The sequence below is a fragment of the Streptomyces sp. NPDC048481 genome (genome assembly GCF_043200075.1).
Lineage (GTDB): Bacteria > Actinomycetota > Actinomycetes > Streptomycetales > Streptomycetaceae > Streptomyces.
In genome coordinates this window covers 150974-170687 of record NZ_JBICXC010000005.1, presented here as the reverse complement: position 1 = coordinate 170687, position 19714 = coordinate 150974, and the positions used below count along the sequence as shown (strand labels likewise).

Annotated in this window: 20 protein-coding genes; 10 read left to right on the top strand and 10 right to left on the bottom strand. The window is 73.6% G+C overall.

The genetic code is table 11. The features are described 5' to 3' along the window. Positions 1-48: 48 nt before the first annotated feature. The 3 genes from ACGFSH_RS17735 (at position 49) to ACGFSH_RS17725 (ending at position 1754) form a co-directional block, all read left to right on the top strand. Positions 49-534, top strand: coding sequence for a YbaK/EbsC family protein (locus ACGFSH_RS17735; protein ID WP_393349436.1), 486 nt, complete (start codon positions 49-51; stop codon positions 532-534). Continuing rightward, positions 531-1376 carry an EamA family transporter gene (locus ACGFSH_RS17730; protein ID WP_393349434.1) on the top strand — a complete coding sequence of 282 codons (846 nt, stop codon included), beginning with the start codon at positions 531-533 and terminating at the stop codon, positions 1374-1376. The genes ACGFSH_RS17735 and ACGFSH_RS17730 overlap by 4 nt, the downstream gene beginning before the upstream one ends. Before the next feature lie 96 nt (positions 1377-1472). Then, positions 1473-1754, top strand: coding sequence for a DUF1876 domain-containing protein (locus ACGFSH_RS17725; RefSeq protein ID WP_329410852.1), 282 nt, complete (start codon positions 1473-1475; stop codon positions 1752-1754). A gap of 60 nt (positions 1755-1814) precedes the next feature. On the opposite strand, the gene ACGFSH_RS17720 is transcribed toward ACGFSH_RS17725, so the two are convergent. The 6 genes from ACGFSH_RS17720 to ACGFSH_RS17695 form a co-directional block, all read right to left on the bottom strand. Next, a complete protein-coding gene (locus ACGFSH_RS17720; RefSeq protein WP_393349432.1) occupies positions 1815-2990 on the bottom strand; it encodes a serine hydrolase domain-containing protein in 1176 nt (391 codons plus the stop codon). A gap of 76 nt (positions 2991-3066) precedes the next feature. Next, complete coding sequence (locus ACGFSH_RS17715) at positions 3067-3471, bottom strand: organic hydroperoxide resistance protein (RefSeq protein ID WP_256916206.1); 405 nt, start codon at positions 3469-3471, stop codon at positions 3067-3069. 250 nt (positions 3472-3721) lie between these two features. Continuing rightward, positions 3722-4189, bottom strand: coding sequence for a MarR family winged helix-turn-helix transcriptional regulator (locus tag ACGFSH_RS17710; protein WP_393349430.1), 468 nt, complete (start codon positions 4187-4189; stop codon positions 3722-3724). Next, positions 4186-4947 (bottom strand): energy-coupling factor ABC transporter ATP-binding protein, encoded by a 762-nt coding sequence (locus ACGFSH_RS17705; protein ID WP_393349428.1) that lies wholly within the window; start codon positions 4945-4947, stop codon positions 4186-4188. The genes ACGFSH_RS17710 and ACGFSH_RS17705 overlap by 4 nt, the downstream gene beginning before the upstream one ends. Beyond that, positions 4935-5696 (bottom strand): cobalt ECF transporter T component CbiQ, encoded by a 762-nt coding sequence (gene cbiQ / locus ACGFSH_RS17700; RefSeq protein ID WP_393349426.1) that lies wholly within the window; start codon positions 5694-5696, stop codon positions 4935-4937. The genes ACGFSH_RS17705 and cbiQ overlap by 13 nt, the downstream gene beginning before the upstream one ends. 3 nt (positions 5697-5699) lie before the next feature. Further along, entirely contained in the window at positions 5700-6746 is a 1047-nt protein-coding gene (locus ACGFSH_RS17695) for an energy-coupling factor ABC transporter permease (RefSeq protein WP_393349424.1), read from the bottom strand. Positions 6747-6993: 247 nt separating this feature from the next. Here ACGFSH_RS17695 and ACGFSH_RS17690 point away from each other — a divergent pair, with 247 nt between their 5' ends. Next, complete coding sequence (locus ACGFSH_RS17690; RefSeq protein WP_393349423.1) at positions 6994-7347, top strand: SsgA family sporulation/cell division regulator; 354 nt, start codon at positions 6994-6996, stop codon at positions 7345-7347. 89 nt (positions 7348-7436) lie between these two features. Here ACGFSH_RS17690 and ACGFSH_RS17685 read toward each other — a convergent pair whose 3' ends face one another. The 4 genes from ACGFSH_RS17685 to ACGFSH_RS17670 all read right to left on the bottom strand — a co-directional run bounded on the left by ACGFSH_RS17685 (position 7437) and on the right by ACGFSH_RS17670 (position 13623). Continuing rightward, entirely contained in the window at positions 7437-9113 is a 1677-nt protein-coding gene (locus ACGFSH_RS17685; RefSeq protein WP_393349421.1) for a penicillin-binding transpeptidase domain-containing protein, read from the bottom strand. 169 nt (positions 9114-9282) lie between these two features. Continuing rightward, positions 9283-10911 (bottom strand): penicillin-binding transpeptidase domain-containing protein, encoded by a 1629-nt coding sequence (locus ACGFSH_RS17680; protein ID WP_393349419.1) that lies wholly within the window; start codon positions 10909-10911, stop codon positions 9283-9285. 223 nt (positions 10912-11134) lie between these two features. Next, a complete protein-coding gene (locus tag ACGFSH_RS17675; protein WP_393349417.1) occupies positions 11135-11671 on the bottom strand; it encodes an SHOCT domain-containing protein in 537 nt (178 codons plus the stop codon). A 203-nt stretch (positions 11672-11874) separates the two neighbouring features. Then, the gene (locus ACGFSH_RS17670; protein ID WP_393349415.1) at positions 11875-13623 is read right to left on the bottom strand and encodes a dolichyl-phosphate-mannose--protein mannosyltransferase; all 1749 of its coding nucleotides are present in this window, start codon (positions 13621-13623) and stop codon (positions 11875-11877) included. A gap of 62 nt (positions 13624-13685) precedes the next feature. Here ACGFSH_RS17670 and rsmI point away from each other — a divergent pair, with 62 nt between their 5' ends. The 6 genes from rsmI (at position 13686) to ACGFSH_RS17640 (ending at position 19714) form a co-directional block, all read left to right on the top strand. Continuing rightward, positions 13686-14558 (top strand): 16S rRNA (cytidine(1402)-2'-O)-methyltransferase, encoded by an 873-nt coding sequence (gene rsmI, locus ACGFSH_RS17665; protein WP_393349414.1) that lies wholly within the window; start codon positions 13686-13688, stop codon positions 14556-14558. Positions 14559-14952: 394 nt separating this feature from the next. Continuing rightward, positions 14953-15366, top strand: a complete 414-nt coding sequence (locus ACGFSH_RS17660; RefSeq protein ID WP_393349412.1) for a hypothetical protein — start codon at positions 14953-14955, stop codon at positions 15364-15366. A 67-nt stretch (positions 15367-15433) separates the two neighbouring features. Beyond that, on the top strand, positions 15434-16324 hold the full coding sequence (locus tag ACGFSH_RS17655; RefSeq protein WP_393349410.1) for a TatD family hydrolase: 891 nt from the start codon (positions 15434-15436) through the stop codon (positions 16322-16324). A gap of 117 nt (positions 16325-16441) precedes the next feature. After that, positions 16442-17884 (top strand): ubiquitin-like domain-containing protein, encoded by a 1443-nt coding sequence (locus ACGFSH_RS17650; protein WP_393349408.1) that lies wholly within the window; start codon positions 16442-16444, stop codon positions 17882-17884. A gap of 46 nt (positions 17885-17930) precedes the next feature. Next, positions 17931-18812: a 16S rRNA (adenine(1518)-N(6)/adenine(1519)-N(6))-dimethyltransferase RsmA gene (rsmA, locus tag ACGFSH_RS17645; protein WP_393349407.1), complete on the top strand. Its 882-nt coding sequence runs from the start codon at positions 17931-17933 to the stop codon at positions 18810-18812. Further along, positions 18809-19714, top strand: a complete 906-nt coding sequence (locus ACGFSH_RS17640; RefSeq protein WP_393349405.1) for a 4-(cytidine 5'-diphospho)-2-C-methyl-D-erythritol kinase — start codon at positions 18809-18811, stop codon at positions 19712-19714. Before rsmA ends, ACGFSH_RS17640 begins: the two co-directional genes overlap by 4 nt.

Sequence of the window (19714 nt, the reverse complement as noted above, 5' to 3'; positions counted from 1 at the left end):
CCCGCAATCGGCTCGCCCGCTCCCCGCACCGGCCGCTAGCGTGCCCCCATGACCCCGCCTGCCGCGCACCCCCGGTTCACCGACGCCCTCCGCGCCCTCGGCCTGGACGGCCTCCCGACGCGCGGCTTCCCCGAGTCGACCCGCACCGCCGCCGAGGCGGCCGCCGCCATCGGGTGCGAGCTGAGCCAGATCTGCAAGTCCCTGATCTTCGCGGCCGACGGCACGCCGGTGCTCGTCCTGATGGACGGCGCCTCGCGCGTCGACGTCGAGCGGGTGCGCGCGGAACTGGGCGCGGGGAAGGTGACGAGGGCCGCCGCAGACGTCGTGCGCGAGACGACCGGGTACGCGATCGGCGGCGTGCCGCCCTTCGGGCACCGGACGCGGACGCGGGTGCTGGCCGACCGGAGCCTGCTCGCCCACGACGTGGTGTGGGCCGCCGCGGGCAACCCGCACGTCGTCTTCCCCATGGCGCCCGCGGACCTGGTCCGGCACGCCGACGCGACCCTCGTGGACGTCCGCGAGCGCGCGGCGTGACCCCGCTGGTCACCGTGGCCGTCCTGGTCGCCGCGGTCACCCACGCCGCCTGGAACGCCATCGCCCACCGGATCACCGACAAGCTCGTCGGCTTCACGCTCATCTCGGGCGGCGGCATGCTCATCGGGCTGGCCCTCGCCTCGTTCACCGCGTTCCCCGCGCCGGGCGCGTGGCCGTACCTGCTGTGCTCGGCGGTCGTCCACATCGCGTACTACGCCCTGCTCATGCGCTCGTTCCGGCTCGGCGACTTCGGCCAGGCGTACCCCATCGCCCGCGGCTCGGCGCCGCTCGTCGTCACGGTCCTGGCCGCCGTCTTCGCCCACGAGGTTCCCGACGGCTGGGCGGCCGCGGGCGTTGCGCTGTCGTGCGCGGGACTGACCGGCGTCGCGCTGTGGGGGCTGCGCGGACACCGGCCCGACTGGGCGGCAGTCGGGGCGGCGCTGGCGACGGGCCTGACCATCGCCTCGTACACCGTCGTCGACGGACTCGGCGTGCGCGCCTCCGGCTCGCCGCTCGGCTACATCGCCTGGCTGATGGCCGTCCAGGGCGTCGTCATCCCGGCCTACGCCGTCCACCGCTGGCGCGGACGCACCGCCGGCCTCCTGCGCCCGTACGCCGCCCTCGGCCTGCTCGGCTCGGCGCTGTCCGTCCTGGCCTACGCCCTCGTCCTGTGGGCCCAGACCCGAGCCGAACTCGCCCCGGTCGCGGCGCTGCGGGAGTCGTCGATCATCGTGGGAGCGGCGATCGGCGCCCTGTTCTTCAAAGAGCGTTTCGGCGCGCCGCGTCTCGCCGCGGCGGGGCTGCTGGTCGTGGGGATCGGGCTGATGCTGCACACGGGCTGACCGGTGGCCGCGCGCGGATGCGGCGCGGGGGTCGCGTGGGTGCGGGCGCCGGTGCGGAGAGGCACCCTGGAAGCAGGAGCTTCGGAGGTGATCGTCATGACCGTCATGCACACCACGGTCGGCTGGCACGTCGAGCTGGAGTTCGAGGAGGACGAGCGGCACACGAGGGCGGTCGCGATGGTGCGGCTGCCGGACGGGACCGAGGTGAGGGCGCACGGCCACGCCTCCCGGCACACCGTGGACGCCAACCAGCCGCGGGTCGGGGAGGAGATCGCGGGCGCCCGTGCCCTCAACGAGATCGCCATGCAGTTGCTGACCAAGGCGCATCTGGAGATCGACGACGCCTCGGGCCGGCGGTCCCACTCCATCAACGTGTAGGTCGGCGGGCGGCTCGGCGGGTGGCGGGCGCCGGCGGCCGGGCGGCCGGGAGCGGGCCCGTCAGTCCGCCGGCGTCGCCGCCGTCGCGGTGCGCAGGGCGCGCAGCAGGGCCTGGGCGCGCGGGTCCGCCGTCACGCTCTTGCGGAAGCCGTTGGTGACGTAGCCGAAGGCGATCCCCGACTCGGGGTCGGCCAGCCCGAGGGCGCCGCCGCGGCCCGGGTGGCCGAAGGAGCGGGGGGACAGCAGCGGGGACGCGGCGCCGTGCAGCATCGGGCCGAGGCCGAAGCGGGTGTTCACCACGAGCACCCGGTCCGGGCCGGACGACTGCTCGCCGCGCGCGAGCGCCACCGTCTCCGGCCCAAGCAGCCGTGTCCCGCCCTCGACCTCGCCGATCAGCGAGGCGTAGAAGCGGGCGAGGCCGTCGGCGGTGGCGATGCCGTTGGAGGCGGGCAGGGCCGCGGCCCGGTAGGCGTCGTCGTTCTCGTCGGGCAGCGGGGTGATCGCGGCGAAGGCGCGGCGGGTGAGTGAGTGCGGGTCGGCGTAGGCGGCGGCGACGGCCGGCTTGGGCCGGGTCTTCAGCGCGCCCGCGCGCACCGGCGCCTCCACCTGTCCCACGCGCCCCACCCGCGCGCGCTGCGACGGCGGCAGCCCGAGCCACAGGTCGGCTCCGACGGGCCGGGCGATCTCGTCGGCGATCCACTCCCCGACCGGCCGTCCGGTGATCCGGCGCACCAGCTCGCCGGTGAGCCAGCTGTACGTCTGCGCGTGGTAGCCGTGGTCCGTGCCCGGCTCCCAGGCGGGGGCCTGTGCCGCGACCGCCGCCGCTCCGAGGGCGGGATCGGCGGCCTCGGCGGGGGTCAGCGGCCGGTCCAGCACCGGTACGCCCGCACGGTGCGCGAGGACGTGCCGCACGAGGGTGCGCTCCTTGCCGGCCGCCTTGTACTCGGGCCAGTACGCCCCCACGGGCGCGTCCAGGTCCAGTTCGCCGCGCTGGTGCAGCAGCAGGAGGGCGGCGGCGACCACGCCCTTGGTCGCCGAGCGCACGATCTGGGCGGTGCCCCGTTCCCAGGGGGCCGCGCCGTCCACGTCGCGCGTGCCGGCCCACAGGTCGACGACCTTGCGCCCGTCGCGGTAGACGGCGACGGCCGCGCCGCGGTCCCCGAGCGTCTCGAAGTTGCGCGCGAACGCCTCCCGGACCGGCTCGAAGCCCTCGGCCACCGCACCGTTCACGTCCACGCCCGCACGTCCTCTCTGAGATCGCCTTCGACTCCTCGGGGAACGCCCCGGACCGGCCTGCGATTCCTTCGTCCCGCTAGCCGAGAATGATCGTTACATCGATGTTGCCGCGCGTGGCGTTGGAGTAGGGGCAGACCTGGTGCGCCGCGTCGACCAGCTTCTCCGCGAGGCCCGGGTCGAGGACCGGGAGCGAGACGCTGAGGGCGACCGCGAGGCCGTAGCCCTTGCTGCTGTTCGGGCCGATGCCGACCTTGGCCGCGACCGTCGAGCCCGTGAGGTCGTAGCCCGCCCGGTTGCCGACGAGGATCAGCGCGTTGTGGAAGCAGGAGCTGTATCCGGCGGCGAAGAGCTGTTCCGGATTGGTGCCGTTGCCGTCGCCGCCGAGCTGCGGCGGCATCGCCACCTTCAGCTCGATCTGGCCGTCCTGACTGGTCACATACCCGTCGCGGCCGCCGTGGGCGGTCGCCTCGGCGACGTACATGATCTTCGTCGGACGGGTGTCGGCGGTACCGGCGGCCCCGGCGTCCCCGGTGGTGCCGACTGCGGCGCCTTCTGTCACGGCGGACCCTCCCCAGCATCTTCCCCAATTACATCGTGCACAAGGTACCGGCCGGTAGGTAGGTGTGTCGGGGCAGGGGGTAGTAACCGCGAGTAACGCCGAAGGGCGGCGGTCCGGCGAGGGCTGCGGCTCGGCGAGGGCGGTCTAGCGGTGGCGGTCCGGCGAGGGCGGTCTAGCGGGGGCGGTCGGCCGCCGGGTGCGCGCGCTCCGCGAGGCCCCACAGCTCCTCGCGCAGCCGGGCGACCTCCGCCGGCTCCAGGCCCGTGGACGCGAGCAGGGCACCCGGCACCCGCCCCGCGCGCTCCCGCAGTTCCTCGCCGCGCCCGGTGCACGCCACCAGCACCGAGCGCTCGTCACGCGGCGCACGCTCCCGGCGCACCAGGCCCGCCGCCTCCAGCCGCTTCAGCAGCGGCGACATCGTGCCGTAGTCCAGCCGCAGGGCCGCGGCCAGCTCCTTGACGGTCGTCTCCCCGCGCTCCCAGAGCACCAGCAGCACCAGGTACTGGGGGTAGGTGAGGCCCAGTTCGTCCAGGAGCGGACGGTACGCGGCCGTCACCGCGCGCTGGGCGGCGTACAGGGCGAAGCACAGCTGCTCGTCGAGGAGCAGCGAGCCGTCGGCGGTGGGTCCGTCGTTCGTCACGCGCCCATTGTCGCGGAGCGCGGGTCGAACCCGAAGGGCAGCTCCAGCCGGTGTGCGCGCATCAGGGCGTCGTCGGAGAGCAGCTCGCCCGTCGGGCCGTCCGCGGCGATGACGCCCTCGCTGAGGATCAGGGCGCGCGGGCACAGCTCCAGGGCGTACGGCAGGTCGTGCGTGACCATGAGCACCGTCACGTCCAACGACCGCAGGATGTCGGCGAGTTCGCGGCGCGAGGCGGGGTCGAGGTTGGAGGACGGCTCGTCCAGGACGAGGATCTCGGGCTCCATCGCGAGCACCGTCGCGACCGCCACGCGGCGGCGCTGGCCGAAGGAGAGGTGGTGCGGCGGACGGTCCTTGAACCCGGCCATGCCCACCTGCGCGAGGGCGTGGTCGACGCGCGCCTCCAGCGCGGGCCCCTTCAGCCCGGCCGCCGCGGGCCCGAACGCCACGTCCTCGCGCACGGTCGGCATGAACAGCTGGTCGTCGGGGTCCTGGAAGACGATGCCGACCCTGCGCCTGATCTCGGCCATGTGCTCCCGGCCGACCGGCAGCCCGGCCACCGCCACCGTGCCGGCGCCGCCGGCGAGGATGCCGTTGAGGTGCAGCACCAGGGTCGTCTTGCCGGCGCCGTTCGGCCCGAGCAGCGCGACCCGCTCGCCGCGCGCGACGGTGAAGTCCACGCCGAACAGGGCCTGATGGCCGTCGGGATAGGCGAAGGCGAGGCCGGAGACCTCCAGGGAAACGTCAGTCACAGGGCCCATCCCAACACGCAGACGACGAGGGCGGCGAACGGGAGGATCAGCGCGTACGACCACTGCGCCCGGGTCGCGGTCGCCTCGTCGATCACCGGCATCGAACCGGCGTACCCCCGGCTGATCATGGCCAGGTGCACACGCTCGCCGCGTTCGTAGGAGCGGATGAACAGCGCACCCGCCGACTTCGCGAGCACCCCCCAGTGCCGCACGCCCCGCGCCTCGAAGCCGCGCGACTCCCGGGCGATCCGCATGCGCCGCATCTCGTCCGCGATGACGTCGCCGTAGCGGATCATGAAGGAGGCGATCTGCACCAACAGCGGGGGCAGCCGCAGCCGTTGCAGGCCGAGGAGCAGCTCGCGCAGCTCCGTGGTGGACGCCAGCAGCACGGAGGCGGCGACGCCCAGGGTGCCCTTGGCGAGCACGTTCCAGGCGCCCCACAGGCCGTTGACGCTGAGGGAGAGCCCGAGGACGTCCACCCGCTCGCCCTCGGCCACGAACGGCATGAGCACGGCGAACGCGACGAACGGCACCTCGATGAGCAGCCGCTTCAGCAGGAAGCCGGCCGGCACGCGCGCCCGGTGCGCGACGGCCGCGAGCAGGACGGCGTACAGGGCGAACGCCCACATCGCCTCCCGCGGCGTCGACACGACGACGACCACGAACCCGAAGGCGGCGGCGAGCTTGGTGTGCGGCGGCAGCCCGTGCACGGGCGAGTGGCCGTGGCGGTAGAGCCGGTGCGCGTGTCCCGCTCCCATGGGTCAGACGCCGCTCGTGGAGACGGGGGACACGTCGCGGGTGCGGCGCCGGCGCACCGCCCAGAACACGGTGCTGCCCGCGACGACGGTGGTGCCGACGCCGATCACGCCCGCCAGGCCGCCCGACAGGCGGGCGTCGGTGACGTCCTTGACGCCGTAGTCGGCGAGCGGGGAGTCGGAGGCGGCGTGCTTCTCGGTCCGCTTGTCGATGCCGTGGTCCGCGGCGACCTTCTCCAGGCCGTCGGGGTTCGCGGAGGCGTAGAAGCTGACGAAGCCGGCCAGGACGAGGGAGGTGACCAGGCCGGTCACCCACAGCGTGCGCCGCGAGGCGCGGACCGCCACGGGCGCGGCGCCGGCGGGCGCGTCGACCAGCTCGCCGTTCACCCGCAGTCTCAGCGTCGGCCGCAGGTCGCGCGCGCCGTGCACGAGATCCGGGCGGACGGCGACGACCGCGCCGACGGTCAGCGCGGTGATCGCCGCCTCACCCACGCCGATCAGGACGTGCACGCCGATCATCGCGCCGGCCACCTTGCCGATCGCCACGTCGGTGGTGCCGCCTGTCCAGTAGATGAGCGTGAAGGCGACGGCGGCGGCGGGCACCGACAGCAGGGCGGCGACGAAGGAGGCGGCCGTGAGGGAGCGGCGGCCGCGGGGCAGGACCTTCACCAGGCCGCGGAAGACGGCGTAGGACACGACCGTCGTCACGATCGCCATGTCGGTGATGTTCACGCCGAGGGCGGTGAGCCCGCCGTCGGCGAAGAGGATGCCCTGCATCAGCAGGACCACCGACACGCACAGGATCCCGGTGAAGGGGCCCACGAGGATCGCGGCGAGCGCGCCTCCCAGCAGGTGGCCGCTCGTTCCGGCGGCGACGGGGAAGTTCAGCATCTGCACGGCGAAGATGAAGGCCGCGACCAGGCCGGCCAGCGGCGCGGTCCGGTCGTCCAGTTCGCGCCGCGCGCCGCGCAGGCTCACGGCGATGGCGCCGGCGGCGACCACTCCGGTCACCGCGGAGGTCGGGGCGTTGATGAATCCGTCGGGTACGTGCACCCGACGATGATAGTGGCTTAATGCGAACGGTTCGCAAGAGCGAGGTATTCGTCCGCGGAAGACGGCCGGGGACCGCGCCCGGCGTCGGGCGCCGCGCCGGAGCCGCACCCGGACCTCGGGCCCGATCCGTGTATCGCACAGGTGAGATATGGCGGTGCGGGGAGCGCAATCCGCAAAATATGCGACATTGGAGGGGGAGCGGATGCACAGCTTCCGCACAGGTCACGCTGCGTGAGAGGGCCGGTCGATGACTGTAGTCGAGCAGTACGCGCGAGCCCACATCGTCTCCGACGCCGACCGGATCGAGGAGGAGACGGCCGTTCCGGTCGTCCTGCGCTTCGACCCCGAGGACCCGCGATCCGTGCGCGTCGGGCTGCCCGACCGCCGGGAGTGGACGTTCTCCCGCACCCTCCTCGAACAGGGCCTGCGCGCCCCGGCCGGCACCGGCGAGGTCCGGGTGTGGCCGTGCGGACGCGTCCAGGCCGTCGTCGAGTTCCACTCCGCGCACGGCGTCTCGGTCGTCCAGTTCGAGTCGAAGACCCTGCTGCGGTTCCTGCGCCGCACCTACATGGCGACCGCCCAGCAGCCCGTCCCGCACTGACCGGACGCCGCGGTCGGCCGGGGCTCCACCCCTGGCGCAAGGCTTGCCCTTCCGGCACCTGACCGCACCTGGCCGGCCCTGGTCCGCGCTCAGCCGCCCGTCCGCAGCAGGGCCGCCACGATCGGGCCGGCCGTGTCGCCGCCGTGGCCGCCCGCCTGCACCACGCCCGCGGCCGCCAGATCGCCGCGGTAGGCGGTGAACCAGCCGTTGGGCTTGTCCTGGTTGTCGACCTCGGCCGAGCCCGTCTTGGCGCCGTAGTCGGGGCCCAGACCGGACATCGCCTCGGCGGCCGTGCCGGCCGCGGCCGTGTAGTTCATCAGCTCGCGCAACTGCGCCAGCGTCGACGGCGACAGCGTCCGCGAGGCCGACGCCAGGGTGCGGCCGTCCACCGACGGGGCGACCAGATACGGCTGGTGGAAGGAGCCCGCCTTCACGGTGGCGGCGACCGACGCCATGTTCAGCGGGTTCATGCGCACCCCGCCCTGCCCGATGAGCGAGGCCGCCATCTGCGCCTTCGACTGCACCGGAACCGAGCCGTCGAAGGACGGGACGCCGATCGCCCAGTTGTTCATCGACAGGCCGAACACCTGCTGGGCCTGCCTGGTCAGGCTGTCGTCGCTCAGCTCGGGGGCCTGGCTGATGAAGGCGGTGTTGCAGGAGCGCGCGAAACTCGCCTTGAACGAGCCGCCCTTGATCTCGAAGTCGTCGTCGTTGTGGAACTTCCAGCCGCCGTAGGTGAACGTCTTCGGGCAGGGGTGCGTCTTGTCCGCCGACGCCAGCCCCTTGTCGATGAGCAGCGACGACGTGACGACCTTCATCGTGGAGCCCGGCGCGAGCGAGCCGTTGAACGCGGTGTTGAAGCCGGGGCTCGCGTTGGCCACCGCGAGGATCTCGCCCGTGGAGGGGCGCAGCACCACGACCGAGGAGCGCGCCCTCTTCGCCACCTGGCTCTCGGCGGCGGCCTGGAGTTTCGGGCTGAGCGTCGTCTTCACCGTGCCCGGGGTGCCCTTGCTGAGTTCCAGCAGCGTCTTGTCGGAGGCCTTCTTCGCCTTCGACGCCTTTCCGCGGACCACCTGGAGCTCCACGCCCGCCTTGCCGCCGGCCTTCTTGCCGTACTTCTCCCGCAGCCCGTCCAGCACCGTGCCCAGGGAGGGGTACTTCGCCGCCGTCAGCTCGCCGCCGTCGCGGTCCACGGCCCGGACCGGCGGGGTGCCGGATGCGCCGGTGACGAGCGTGTCGCCGTCCTGGAGGTCGGGGTGGACGACGGAGGCGTGCCAGTCGACCTGCGCCTTGCCGTTCTTCGGGTTGCGCACCACCGTGAGCGCGCTGTCGTAGGCCAGCGGCTTTCCGACGTTCTTGTACTTCACCGTGGCCTTCACGGAGAACGGGACCTTGACGCCCGCCGCCGTGCCCGGGGTGAGGGTGACGTCCGTGATGTGGGCGTCCTTGGCGTAACCGGTGAGCAGGGCGGCGGCGGCCGCGGAGTCGTCCGTGACGGCGGCGGCCCGGGCCGCGTCGCCCTTCTGCCAGGCCGTCAGGAACCGGGCGGCCAGGGCCTCGGCCTCGGCCGTCGAGGGGGCGTCGGCCCGGACCCTGGGCACCTGGCGGCCGTTGGCCGCCGCGGCCGAGCCGTCGTCGGCCGCGGCTCCGCCGTACAGCGCGTAGACGCCGAGCCCGGCTCCGCCGACCACGACGGCGATCATGCCGCCGACCACGGCGGGACGCCGCCTGCCGCTTCGTTCCTCGACGCGCCTTCTCTTGCCCACTGCCAGATCCTCCGGATCCCCAGGGGCTCTCCCCCCAGCCCCGTTGCCCTCGTCGCCCTCACTGACCCCGACGACGGCTACCACCCTAGAGTCCCCTCGGCGCACGTCGGTGCACGCGACGTCACGTGTGACGTCAGCCACCCCGCAAGAGCCGGTTCCGGTACGGCGTTCAGCCCGCCCGGAGCACCTCCGCCACGAGCGGGCCGGAGGCGTCGATGCCGTGGCCGCCGTCCTGGGTCATCGCCGCGGCCGCGACGTCGTCGCGGTAGCCGGTGAACCAGCTGTCGGACCTGGACTGCCCGTCGACCTCGGCGGAGCCGGTCTTCGCGCCGATCCGGCCGCTCAGCCCGGCCATCACGTTCGCCGCGGTGCCGCTGGTCGCGGTGCGGTTCATCATCGCGCGCAGCTGCTGCACGGTGCCCGGCGCGAGCCCGCGCGCACGCGCCGGCTCGCGGCCGTCGAGGGCGAGCGGGACGATCACCGGCTGGCGGAACGCGCCCGTCATCGCGGTCGCCGTCACCGACGCCAGGTTCAGCGGGTTCATCTGCACCTGGCCCTGGCCGATGAGGCCGGCCGCGGTGTCCGGGCCGGAGGAGACCGGGACCGACCCGTCGAAGCTCGGGATGCCGGTCTTCCAGTCGAGGCCGATGCCGAAGCGGTCCCGGGCCTCGGCGTTCAGCCAGTCGTCCTCGACCTCGTCGGCGAACTTGACGAACGCCGTGTTGCAGGAGCGGGCGAAGCTCTCGGAGAGCGTGGCCTTCTCGTCGGGCTTCATGTTCTTGAGGTTGTGGAAGGTCTGGCTGTCCGAGACGGCCGACTCGGGGCAGGGAGCGGGACCGTTCGCGGTGGTGAGGCCCTTGTCGATGAGGGTGGCCGCGCTGACGATCTTCATCGTGGAGCCGGGCGCGACCTCGCCGAGGAAGGCGGCGTTCCAGCCGTCGGTGCGGTTGTTGGCGACGGCAAGCACCTCGCCCGTGCTGGGCTTGACCGCCACCGTGGACGACTGGGGGTACCTCTGCACGGCCTTCTCGGCGGCCGCCTGCACGCCCGCGTCGAGCGTGGTGCGGAGTTTGCCGGGCCGGCCCTCGGCGAGTGTCAGCAGCGAGGTGTCGGCGGAGCCCTGGTCGGCGTGTCTGATCGCCAGCTCGATGCCGGGCGTGCCGCCCGCCTTGTCGCCGTACTTGGCGCGCAGCTGGTCCAGGATCGGCCCCAGGGAGGGGTACTTCTCCTTGGTCAGCACCTTGCCGTCGCGGTCGACGGCCTCGATCGCCGGCGCCGACGACGCGCCCGCGACGAGCGTGTCGTCCATCTTCGCCAGCTGCGGGTGGACGACCGACGGCTGCCAGTCCACCAGCGCCTTGCCGGTCGTCACGCCCCGCACGACCTTGAGCCGGCTCGCATAGGACAGCGGCTTGGACTTCCCCCCGTAGGACACCGTCGCCCGGACCGTGTAGGGCACCACGGCGCCCGACGCGCCGCCCGGCGTGATCTTCACGCCGGTGATGTGCGCGGCGGCGTAGGAGGCGAGCAGCGGCTCGGCGCGGGCCGCGTTGTTGGTGAGGTCGGCGGCGGCCTCGGCCTCTCCCTTCGTCCAGGCGGCGAAGAACGCGGCGCTGGTGTCCTTCACCTCGGACGCGCTGGGCGGCCCGCTCTTCACGGCCGCCGGCCCGGCGCCCCCGGACGCGGTGGTCCCGCTGTCGTTCAGCGCGTTCACGATGTTGAAGGCCCCGTACCCGGCCCCGCCCACCATCACGGCGAAGACCGAGCCGATCACGGCCGCCTTGGCCCCCTTGCGCATCTGTGAACCCCTCCCCGTAGCGGCTTCCCGCCCCGCGTTTTCTGAACGCGTTCAGAAAGCTCTTCTCCGGGTCACAGTAAGCGGTAACGGTGGCGCGCGGGGCATCAGTTTCCGCAATCGTTAGCCCCGTGTATCCGGCCACATACATGAACCGCGGCCGTCACCGCGACTGCGAAGGCGACGGCCACAACGCCTGACCTGCGCGTCGTGGCCGTCGGTCGCCTCACATGCGGGCGAGGATCTCCGCCTTCTTGGCCGTGAACTCCTCCTCCGAGAGGATGCCCGCGTCCCGCAGCTCCGCCAGCTGTCGCAGCTGTTCCACGGGCGAACTCGCCTGCGCCGAGGGGGCCGCCGCCGGAACGGGGTGAGCGGTCGCGGCAGGAGAAGCCTGGCCGGGGGCGGGGATCTTGCCGAGCACCAGGTCGGTGAGCAGCGCCTTGATGCCGGGGGCCGCGTCGTGCGGCACCCGGAACTCGATCGTGTTGCCCGAAGCGACCACCACCACCTTGGTGAACAGCAGGCCGTCCCGCTTGGTCACCACGCTGGAGATGCTCCTGACCGGAATCATCTCGGTGCCCGCGTCGGAGCTGCGGACCCCCGTGGCCAGGAGCGACGCGCCGCCGGTCAGGAATCCCGCCGTCAGCTTCTTGGCGCTCATGCCGCGGCTGCGGGCCCACTCGATCCGGTCGTGACAGATGGTCACGTCGGCGTTCTTGCCTTCGATGTGGCTCTTGAAGGTCATCAGCGCATCGCTGGACATAGGGGTGCTCCTGAGTTCGGTACGGCGTGATACATGCCGTGTACACCTAGACACCCGCCATTAGGTGAAGGTTGTACGAACATCGGCGGCGGATCAGCCGACGACGACCGACGACGACCGGCAACGACCCCGCCGACGACGACCGGCAACGGCCACGGGGCCACGGCGTTGCGCCGCGGCCCCGTGGACAGACGTCCGTCCCGCTAGACCCAGGTGTCCAGCCACATTCGCGAGCGCCAGGAGTCGATGGGGATCGCCTGGCCCGTGTAGAGGGGCCAGAAGTAGATGAAGTTCCAGGCGATCAGGAGGACGAGGACGCCCGCGCCCGTCGCTCCCGCCACGCGGCGGGTGTCGTTGGAGCCCGGTGGACCGACCAGCGCGCCGATCATCATCGCCACCGCCAGACAGAGGAAGGGCAGGAAGACGACCGCGTAGAAGAGGAAGATCGTGCGTTCCTGGTACAGGAACCACGGCAGATAGCCGGCCGCGATGCCGCAGGCGATCGCGCCCGCCCGCCAGTCCCGGCGCAGCAGCCAGCGCCACAGCACGTACAGGACGGCGAAGCAGGCCGCCCACCACAGCAGCGGCGTGCCGATGGCGAGGACCTCGCGGGCGCACTTCCCGCTCGCGTCGGCCGGGCAGCCGTCCTTGCCGGGCGCGGGCGACTCGTAGAAGTACGACACCGGACGGCCCAGGACGAGCCAGCTCCACGGGTTCGACTGGTAGCGGTGCGGCGAGGTGAGGTGGGTGTGGAACTCGTACACCTCGTGCTCGTAGTGCCACAGGCTGCGCAGCCAGTCCGGCAGCCACGTCCAGCTGCCGCCCTTGCCGTCGACGGCCGCCCAGTTGCGGTAGTAGCCGCCCTTGCCGTCGGCGGCGGAACGGATCCAGCCCGTCCACGACACCAGGTACGTCACCAGCGCGACCGGGACCGTGGCGAGGAAGGCCAGGCCCGTGTCGCGCCTGAGGACCGTCCGGTACGGGTGGCGCGCGCCGGCCACCCGGCGCGAACCCACGTCCCACAGCACGGACATGACGCAGAACGCGACCATGATGTACAGGCCGTTCCACTTGGTGCCGATGGCCAGCCCCAGGAACAGGCCCGCCCCCCAGCGCCACGGACGCAGGCCCAGCCCGGTGCTCTCCGCGACGTCCGCGTTCGGGCGGTGGCGGCCGTCGGCGTCCGGCGGCAGCGCGGCGGCGAGCCGCGCGCGGGCCCGGTCGCGGTCGACGACCAGGCAGCCGAACGCGGCCAGCACGAAGAACATCAGCACCCCGTCGAGCAGCGCGGTGCGGCTCATCACGAAGTGCAGCCCGTCCACGGCCATCAGGGCTCCGGCGAGGCAGCCCAGGAACGTGGAGCGGAAGATGCGGCGGCCGATCCGGCACAGCAGCAGCACCGAGAGGGTCCCCAGCAGGGCGGTCATGAACCGCCAGCCGAACGGGTCGAACCCGAAGAGCAGCTCCCCGAGCCCGATCACGTACTTGCCGACCGGCGGATGCACCACGTAGGCCGCCTCCGTCGGCACGGAGACGTGACCGCCCGAGGAGAGGATCAGATTGTTGGCGTTCTTGTCCCAGTTGACCTCGAACCCGCGGTGGACGAGCGCCCACGCGTCCTTGGCGTAGTACGTCTCGTCGAATATCACCGCCTTGGGGCTGCCCAGGTTCCAGAACCGCAGCACCCCCGCCAACAGCGTGACCAGCAGCGGACCGCCCCACGGCGACCAGCGCGCGATCCGGTCCGCCCACCCGTGCGGGACGCCGAGCGCCTGCCACAGCCGCGGGCCGGGCTGCGCGTACGGCGGCGACAGCCGCTCGCGGACGTCGGCGGCGGGCTCCGCCGTGTATCCGAAGCGGCGCAGCCGCTGCTGCCACGACGGCCGCCGGTCGTGCGGCGTCCGGCCCTGCCGGTAGTCCGTTGAGTCCATGGAGGACGCGGTACTGGTCACCGCGCCATCGTAGGGAACAGGTCTGTGTGAGTCCCGCGTCCGTCCCCTGCGAGGATGGAAACGTGACTGCCACGCCCCGAACCGCCTCCGGACTCCTCGTGCTCGCCGGCACCCCCATCGGCGACGTCGCGGACGCCCCGCCCCGCCTCGCCGACGAGCTGACCGGCGCCGACGTGATCGCCGCCGAGGACACCCGCCGGCTGCGCCGACTGACCCAGGCGCTGGGCGTGACGCCCAAGGGGCGGGTGGTGTCGTACTTCGAGGGCAACGAGTCCGCCCGCACGCCCGAGCTGGTCGAGGAGCTGGTGAACGGCGCACGGGTGCTGCTGGTCACCGACGCCGGGATGCCCTCCGTGTCCGACCCGGGCTACCGGCTGGTCGCCGCGGCCGTGGAACGGGACGTGCGCGTCACCGCCGTCCCCGGCCCGTCGGCCGTCCTCACCGCGCTGGCGCTGTCCGGGCTGCCCGTCGACCGGTTCTGCTTCGAGGGGTTCCTGCCCAGGAAGGCGGGGGAGCGGCTGTCGCGGCTACGGGAGGTCGGGCAGGAGCGGCGCACCCTCGTCTACTTCGAGGCCCCGCACCGGCTCGACGACACCCTCGCCGCGATGGCCGAGGTGTTCGGCGCGGACCGCCGGGCCGCCGTGTGCCGCGAGCTGACCAAGACGTACGAGGAGGTGCGGCGCGGGCCGCTCGGCGAGCTGGCGGAGTGGGCCGCGCAGGGGGTGCGCGGCGAGATCACCGTCGTCGTCACCGGCGCGCCCGAGCGCGGGCCCGAGGAACTCGACGCGGCGGAGCTGGTGCGCCGGGTGCGGGTGCGCGAGGAGGCGGGCGAGCGGCGCAAGGAGGCCATCGCGGCGGTGGCGGCGGAGACCGGGCTGCCCAAGCGCGAGGTGTTCGACGCGGTGGTGGCCGCGAAGAACGCGGGGGAGCTGTGACGGGGCAGACGTGGCGGCGGAGTCGTGACGCCTCGCGCGCGTTCGGGTGACCGGGGCGCGGGACCGCGCGACGGCTCCCGCGGCACGCCCGTGACGGCTGTGACCGAGGTGCTGTGAAGCGGCTCACACCCCCTCTGAGCAGGGCGCATGTCGTCTGAGCGTGCGCCCCATGCGGGGGCAAAGGGCTGTCGCCGAAAGCAAAGCCCAGGCCCCTCGCCGCGGCCCCTTCGGCAAGGAAAGTCCAAATCGCCTCCAACAGTGCACAGGCCTGATGCCTTCGTGTCCGCCGAGGAGTCCACTGGTGACAGGGACGCACCCGTCCCTCGTTCCCAAGGGCGTTCCGGGGGGAACTCCCGCGCCGGGAGCGCTTGTCCAGCGGACAGCAGGAGCTGGCATGAGTGACATCACAGGGCAGACCGGCCTCCGCGACGGCGCGAGCGCCGTCGTCAACGAGTCGTACTCCTTCGCCTGCATGCGGTGCGGGCACGGCTGGGAGCAGTCGTACGAGATCGAGCACCACACCGACGGCGACGGACACCAGTTCGTCCTCTACGTGGCGGACGGCCGGGTCGTGCCGTCGCCGCTGAGCCGCCCCGCGTGCCTGAACTGCGACGGCCACGTCGTGCGGATCATGCGGGCCGGACAGGTCTCGTCCGTGCGCGACGCCTCCCGCCCGCGCAAGACCGCGCCCCCGGCCGGCCCCGTCGAGGCCCCCGGGACCGGCGGCACGGGCGAGCACACCGCCCACGCCGATCACCACTGGCACCTCTCCGACCTCCTGCACCCCTTCCACCGCAAGGCGGGGTAGCGCCGGGCGTTCCTGCCGGCTGCGAGGGCGTCGGCGGGCGGCCGGGCCGCTTCCGTAGGATCGGGGCATGCCCTCGAACGCCGGCAGGAACGCCGACACCAGTGCCGCGCCGCCGCTCCCGGCCCCCCTCGGAGTGCCGGTCGCCGACTCCCACACCCACCTCGACATGCAGACGGACACGGTGGAGGAGGCCCTCGCGAAGGCGGCGTCGGTCGGCGTGACGACGGTCGTCCAGGTCGGCTGCGACGTCCGGGGCTCCCGGTGGGCCGCCGAGACGGCGGCAGCGCACGACGCCGTCCACGCGGCGGTCGCCCTGCACCCGAACGAGGCGCCGCGCATCGTGCACGGCGACCCCGACAACTGGTCCCGGCAGGGCGCCCGCCGGGCGGGCGGCGCGGCGGCGCTCGACGAGGCGCTCGCCGAGATCGACCGCCTGGCGGCGCTCCCGCACGTCAAGGGCGTCGGCGAGACCGGGCTCGACTACTTCCGCACCGGCCCCGAGGGCAAGGAAGCCCAGGAGTACTCCTTCCGCGCGCACGTCGAGATGGCCAAGCGGCACGGAAAGGCCCTGGTCATCCACGACCGCGACGCCCACGCCGACGTCCTGCGCGTGCTGAAGGAGGAGGGCGCGCCCGAGCGCACCGTCTTCCACTGCTACTCCGGCGACGCCGAGATGGCGGAGATCTGCGCCCGCGCCGGGTACTTCATGTCCTTCGCCGGCAACGTCACCTTCAAGAACGCGCAGAACCTGCGGGACGCCCTCGCCGTGGCCCCGCCGGAACTGCTCCTGGTGGAGACCGACGCCCCCTTCCTGACCCCCGCGCCCTACCGCGGACGGCCCAACGCGCCCTATCTCGTCCCCGTCACGGTGCGTGCCATGGCCGCCGTGCGCGGGGTCGGCGAGGACGCCCTGGCCACGGCACTCGCCGCCAACACGGCACGCGCGTTCGGCTACTGAGGGCGAGTGGACGGAATCGAACGCGACGCTGGGTAGCCGCGCCACTTTGGAGAGTGACCGCCGCTCCGCTAGGTTCTGGGGGCCCGATCCGGAGCCCACCCCCTGGAGCGTGTCGGCGTGAGCAACTCGCAGCACCTCGAGTACGAGCCCTACGGCGGTGGCGGGCCGTACGTCGACCTGCACAACGCGGAGACCGTCGCGTACGGCGTGTACGCGGCCCCCGGGACCTACGACGACACCTACCGGCCCGCGTACGAGGCCTGCGAACCGCCCCCGCCGCCCCCGCCACCCCAGCCGCGTGTGCCCCACCCGGCGGCGCCCGGTCCCTACGAGGCCGGCCCGTACGACCCCCACGCGGCACGGCCCAGGCCGCCCGAGACGCTCCAGCTCCCCGCGCCGCAGCCCTTCCCGGCCGCCGAGTCCGGGCGGGCCGAGCGCCGGCGGAGAGCCCGTTCCGCCGAGCGCCCGGAGTCCGCGATGCGCCGGCTGCTCCCGCAGGCGCTGGTCGTCGCGTTCCTGGCCGGCGGCACCACGGCCTTCGTCGCCGAGGACAAGGCGGTCGAGCTGACCGTCGACGGCAAGCCGCGCACCCTGCACACCTTCGCCGACGACGTCGGCGAACTCCTCGCGGAGGAGGGCGTGAAGGTCGGGGCGCACGACATGGTGGCGCCCGCCCCCGGCACACCCCTCACCAGCGGCGACGAGATCGCCGTCCGCTACGGACGTCCCGTCCGCCTCACCCTGGACGGCCACCGCCACGAGATGTGGACGACCGCGTCCACCGTGGAGGAGGCGCTGCGCCAGCTCGGCGTGCGGGCCGAGGGCGCGTACATGTCCGTCTCGCGCTCGCAGCCCATCGGACGCGCCGGGCTCGCGCTGGACGTGCGCACCGAGCGCTCGGTCACCGTCATGGCCGACGGCCGCGCCCGCACCGTCCGCACCAACGCCGCCACCGTGCGCGAGGCGGTCCAGGCGGCCGGGATCACCCTGCGCGGGCAGGACACCACCTCCGTCGACCCCGGCAGCTTCCCGCGCGACGGGCAGACCGTCACCGTGCTGCGGATCACCGGCTCCCAGGAGGTGCGCGAGGAGCAGATCCCGTTCCCGGTGCGGCGCACCGAGGACCCCTCGCTGTTCAAGGGCACCGAGGTGGTGGAGCGGACCGGGCAGCCCGGCCTGCGCCGCGTCACGTACGCCCTGCGCACCGTCAACGGGGTGCGGCAGCGGCCGCGGCGGATCCGCGACGAGGTGGTGCGGGCGCCGCGCGCCCAGGTGGTCAAGGTCGGCACCAAGCCGCGGCCGACGTCGGTGCAGAGGGCCGACGGCCTGAACTGGCAGTCCCTGGCCGCCTGCGAGTCGGGCGGCCGGCCGAACGCCGTCGACCCGTCGGGCAACTACGGCGGGCTGTACCAGTTCGACAACCGCACCTGGCACAGCCTCGGCGGGAGCGGACGGCCGCAGGACGCGCCCGCGGCGGAGCAGACGTTCCGCGCGAAGAAGCTGTACGTGCGCCGGGGGGCCGGCCCGTGGCCGCACTGCGGGACGCGCCTGCACGGGTGAGACACGCCGGGCGGGAGGGGCGGTGCGGTCCCCGTACCCTTGTCCCGTGACCAGCAGCCCCACCCCCGACGCCCTTCTGGGCCCCGCCGACGTCCGCGAGCTCGCGGCGGTCCTCGGCGTGCGGCCCACCAAGCAGCGCGGCCAGAACTTCGTGATCGACGCGAACACGGTCCGCCGTATCGTCCGCACCGCGCAGGTCCGGTCCGACGACGTGGTCGTCGAGGTCGGCCCGGGGCTGGGGTCCCTGACCCTGGCGTTGCTGGAGGCGGCCGACCGGGTCACCGCCGTCGAGATCGACGACGTCCTGGCGAGCGCGCTGCCCGCGACGGTCGCGGCGCGGATGCCGCAGCGGGCGGAGCGCTTCGCGCTGGTGCACTCCGACGCGATGCACGTCGCCGAGCTGCCCGGTCCGGCCCCGACCGCGCTGGTCGCGAACCTGCCGTACAACGTGGCCGTGCCCGTGCTGCTGCACATGCTCGAGACCTTCCCCACCATCGAGCGCACCCTCGTCATGGTCCAGTCGGAGGTCGCCGACCGGCTCGCCGCCGGGCCCGGCTCGAAGGTGTACGGCGTGCCCTCCGTGAAGGCCAACTGGTACGCGCGGGTCAAGCGGGCCGGCGCGATCGGGCGCAACGTCTTCTGGCCCGCGCCGAACGTGGACAGCGGGCTGGTGTCGCTGGTGCGGCGGGAGCAGCCGATCGCGACCACGGCGTCCCGCCGCGAGGTGTTCGCCGTCGTCGACGCGGCGTTCGCGCAGCGCCGCAAGACCCTGCGGGCGGCGCTGGCGGGCTGGGCGGGCTCCGCGGCGCTCGCCGAGGCCGCCCTGGTGGCGGCCGGCGTCTCCCCGCAGGCCCGCGGCGAGGCCCTCACGGTCGAGGAGTTCGCCAGGATCGCCGAGCACAAGGTCTTCGAGGAGCCGTCCGAGTGAGCGTCACCGTGCGGGTGCCCGCCAAGGTCAACGTGCAGCTGGCGGTGGGCGCCGCCCGCCCGGACGGGTTCCACGACCTGGCGAACGTCTTCCTGGCCGTCGGTCTGTACGACGAGGTCACCGTGACCCCGGCCGACGGGCTGCGGGTCACCTGCGAGGGCACGGACGCGGCCCAGGTCCCCCTGGACCGCACGAACCTGGCCGCGCGGGCCGCGATCGCGCTGGCCGGGCGGTACGGGCGCAGCCCCGACGTGCATCTGCACATCGTCAAGGACATCCCCGTCGCCGGGGGCATGGCCGGTGGCAGCGCGGACGGCGCGGGCGCCCTGCTGGCCTGCGACGCGCTGTGGGGCCTCGGCGCGTCCCGCGAGGAACTCCTCGGCATCTGCGCCGAGTTGGGCAGCGACGTGCCGTTCAGCCTGGTCGGCGGTGCGGCCCTGGGCACCGGGCGCGGCGAGCGGCTGACGGCCCTGGAGACCGGCGGCGCCTTCCACTGGGTCTTCGCGACGGCCTCGCGGGGCCTGTCGACGCCGGCCGTGTTCCGCGAGTTCGACCGGCTGACGGCGGGCCTCGACGTCCCCGAGCCGGCCGCCTCGCGCGAACTCCTCGACGCCCTCGCCAAGGGCGACCCCGACGCGCTCGCGGCCACCGTCTCCAACGACCTCCAGCCCGCGGCCCTCTCCCTCTTCCCCGAGCTGGCGGACACGCTCGCCGCGGGACGCGCGGCCGGGGCGCTCGCGAGCCTGGTCTCGGGCTCGGGCCCGACCACCGCGTTCCTCGCCCGCGACGGCGAGGCCGCCGAAGGGATCGCGGGGGCGCTGCGCACGTCGGGCACCTGCCGAAGCGTCCGCATCGCGTCCGGGCCCGCCCCGGGGGCGACGGTCGTCGAGGGCGCGCGCTAG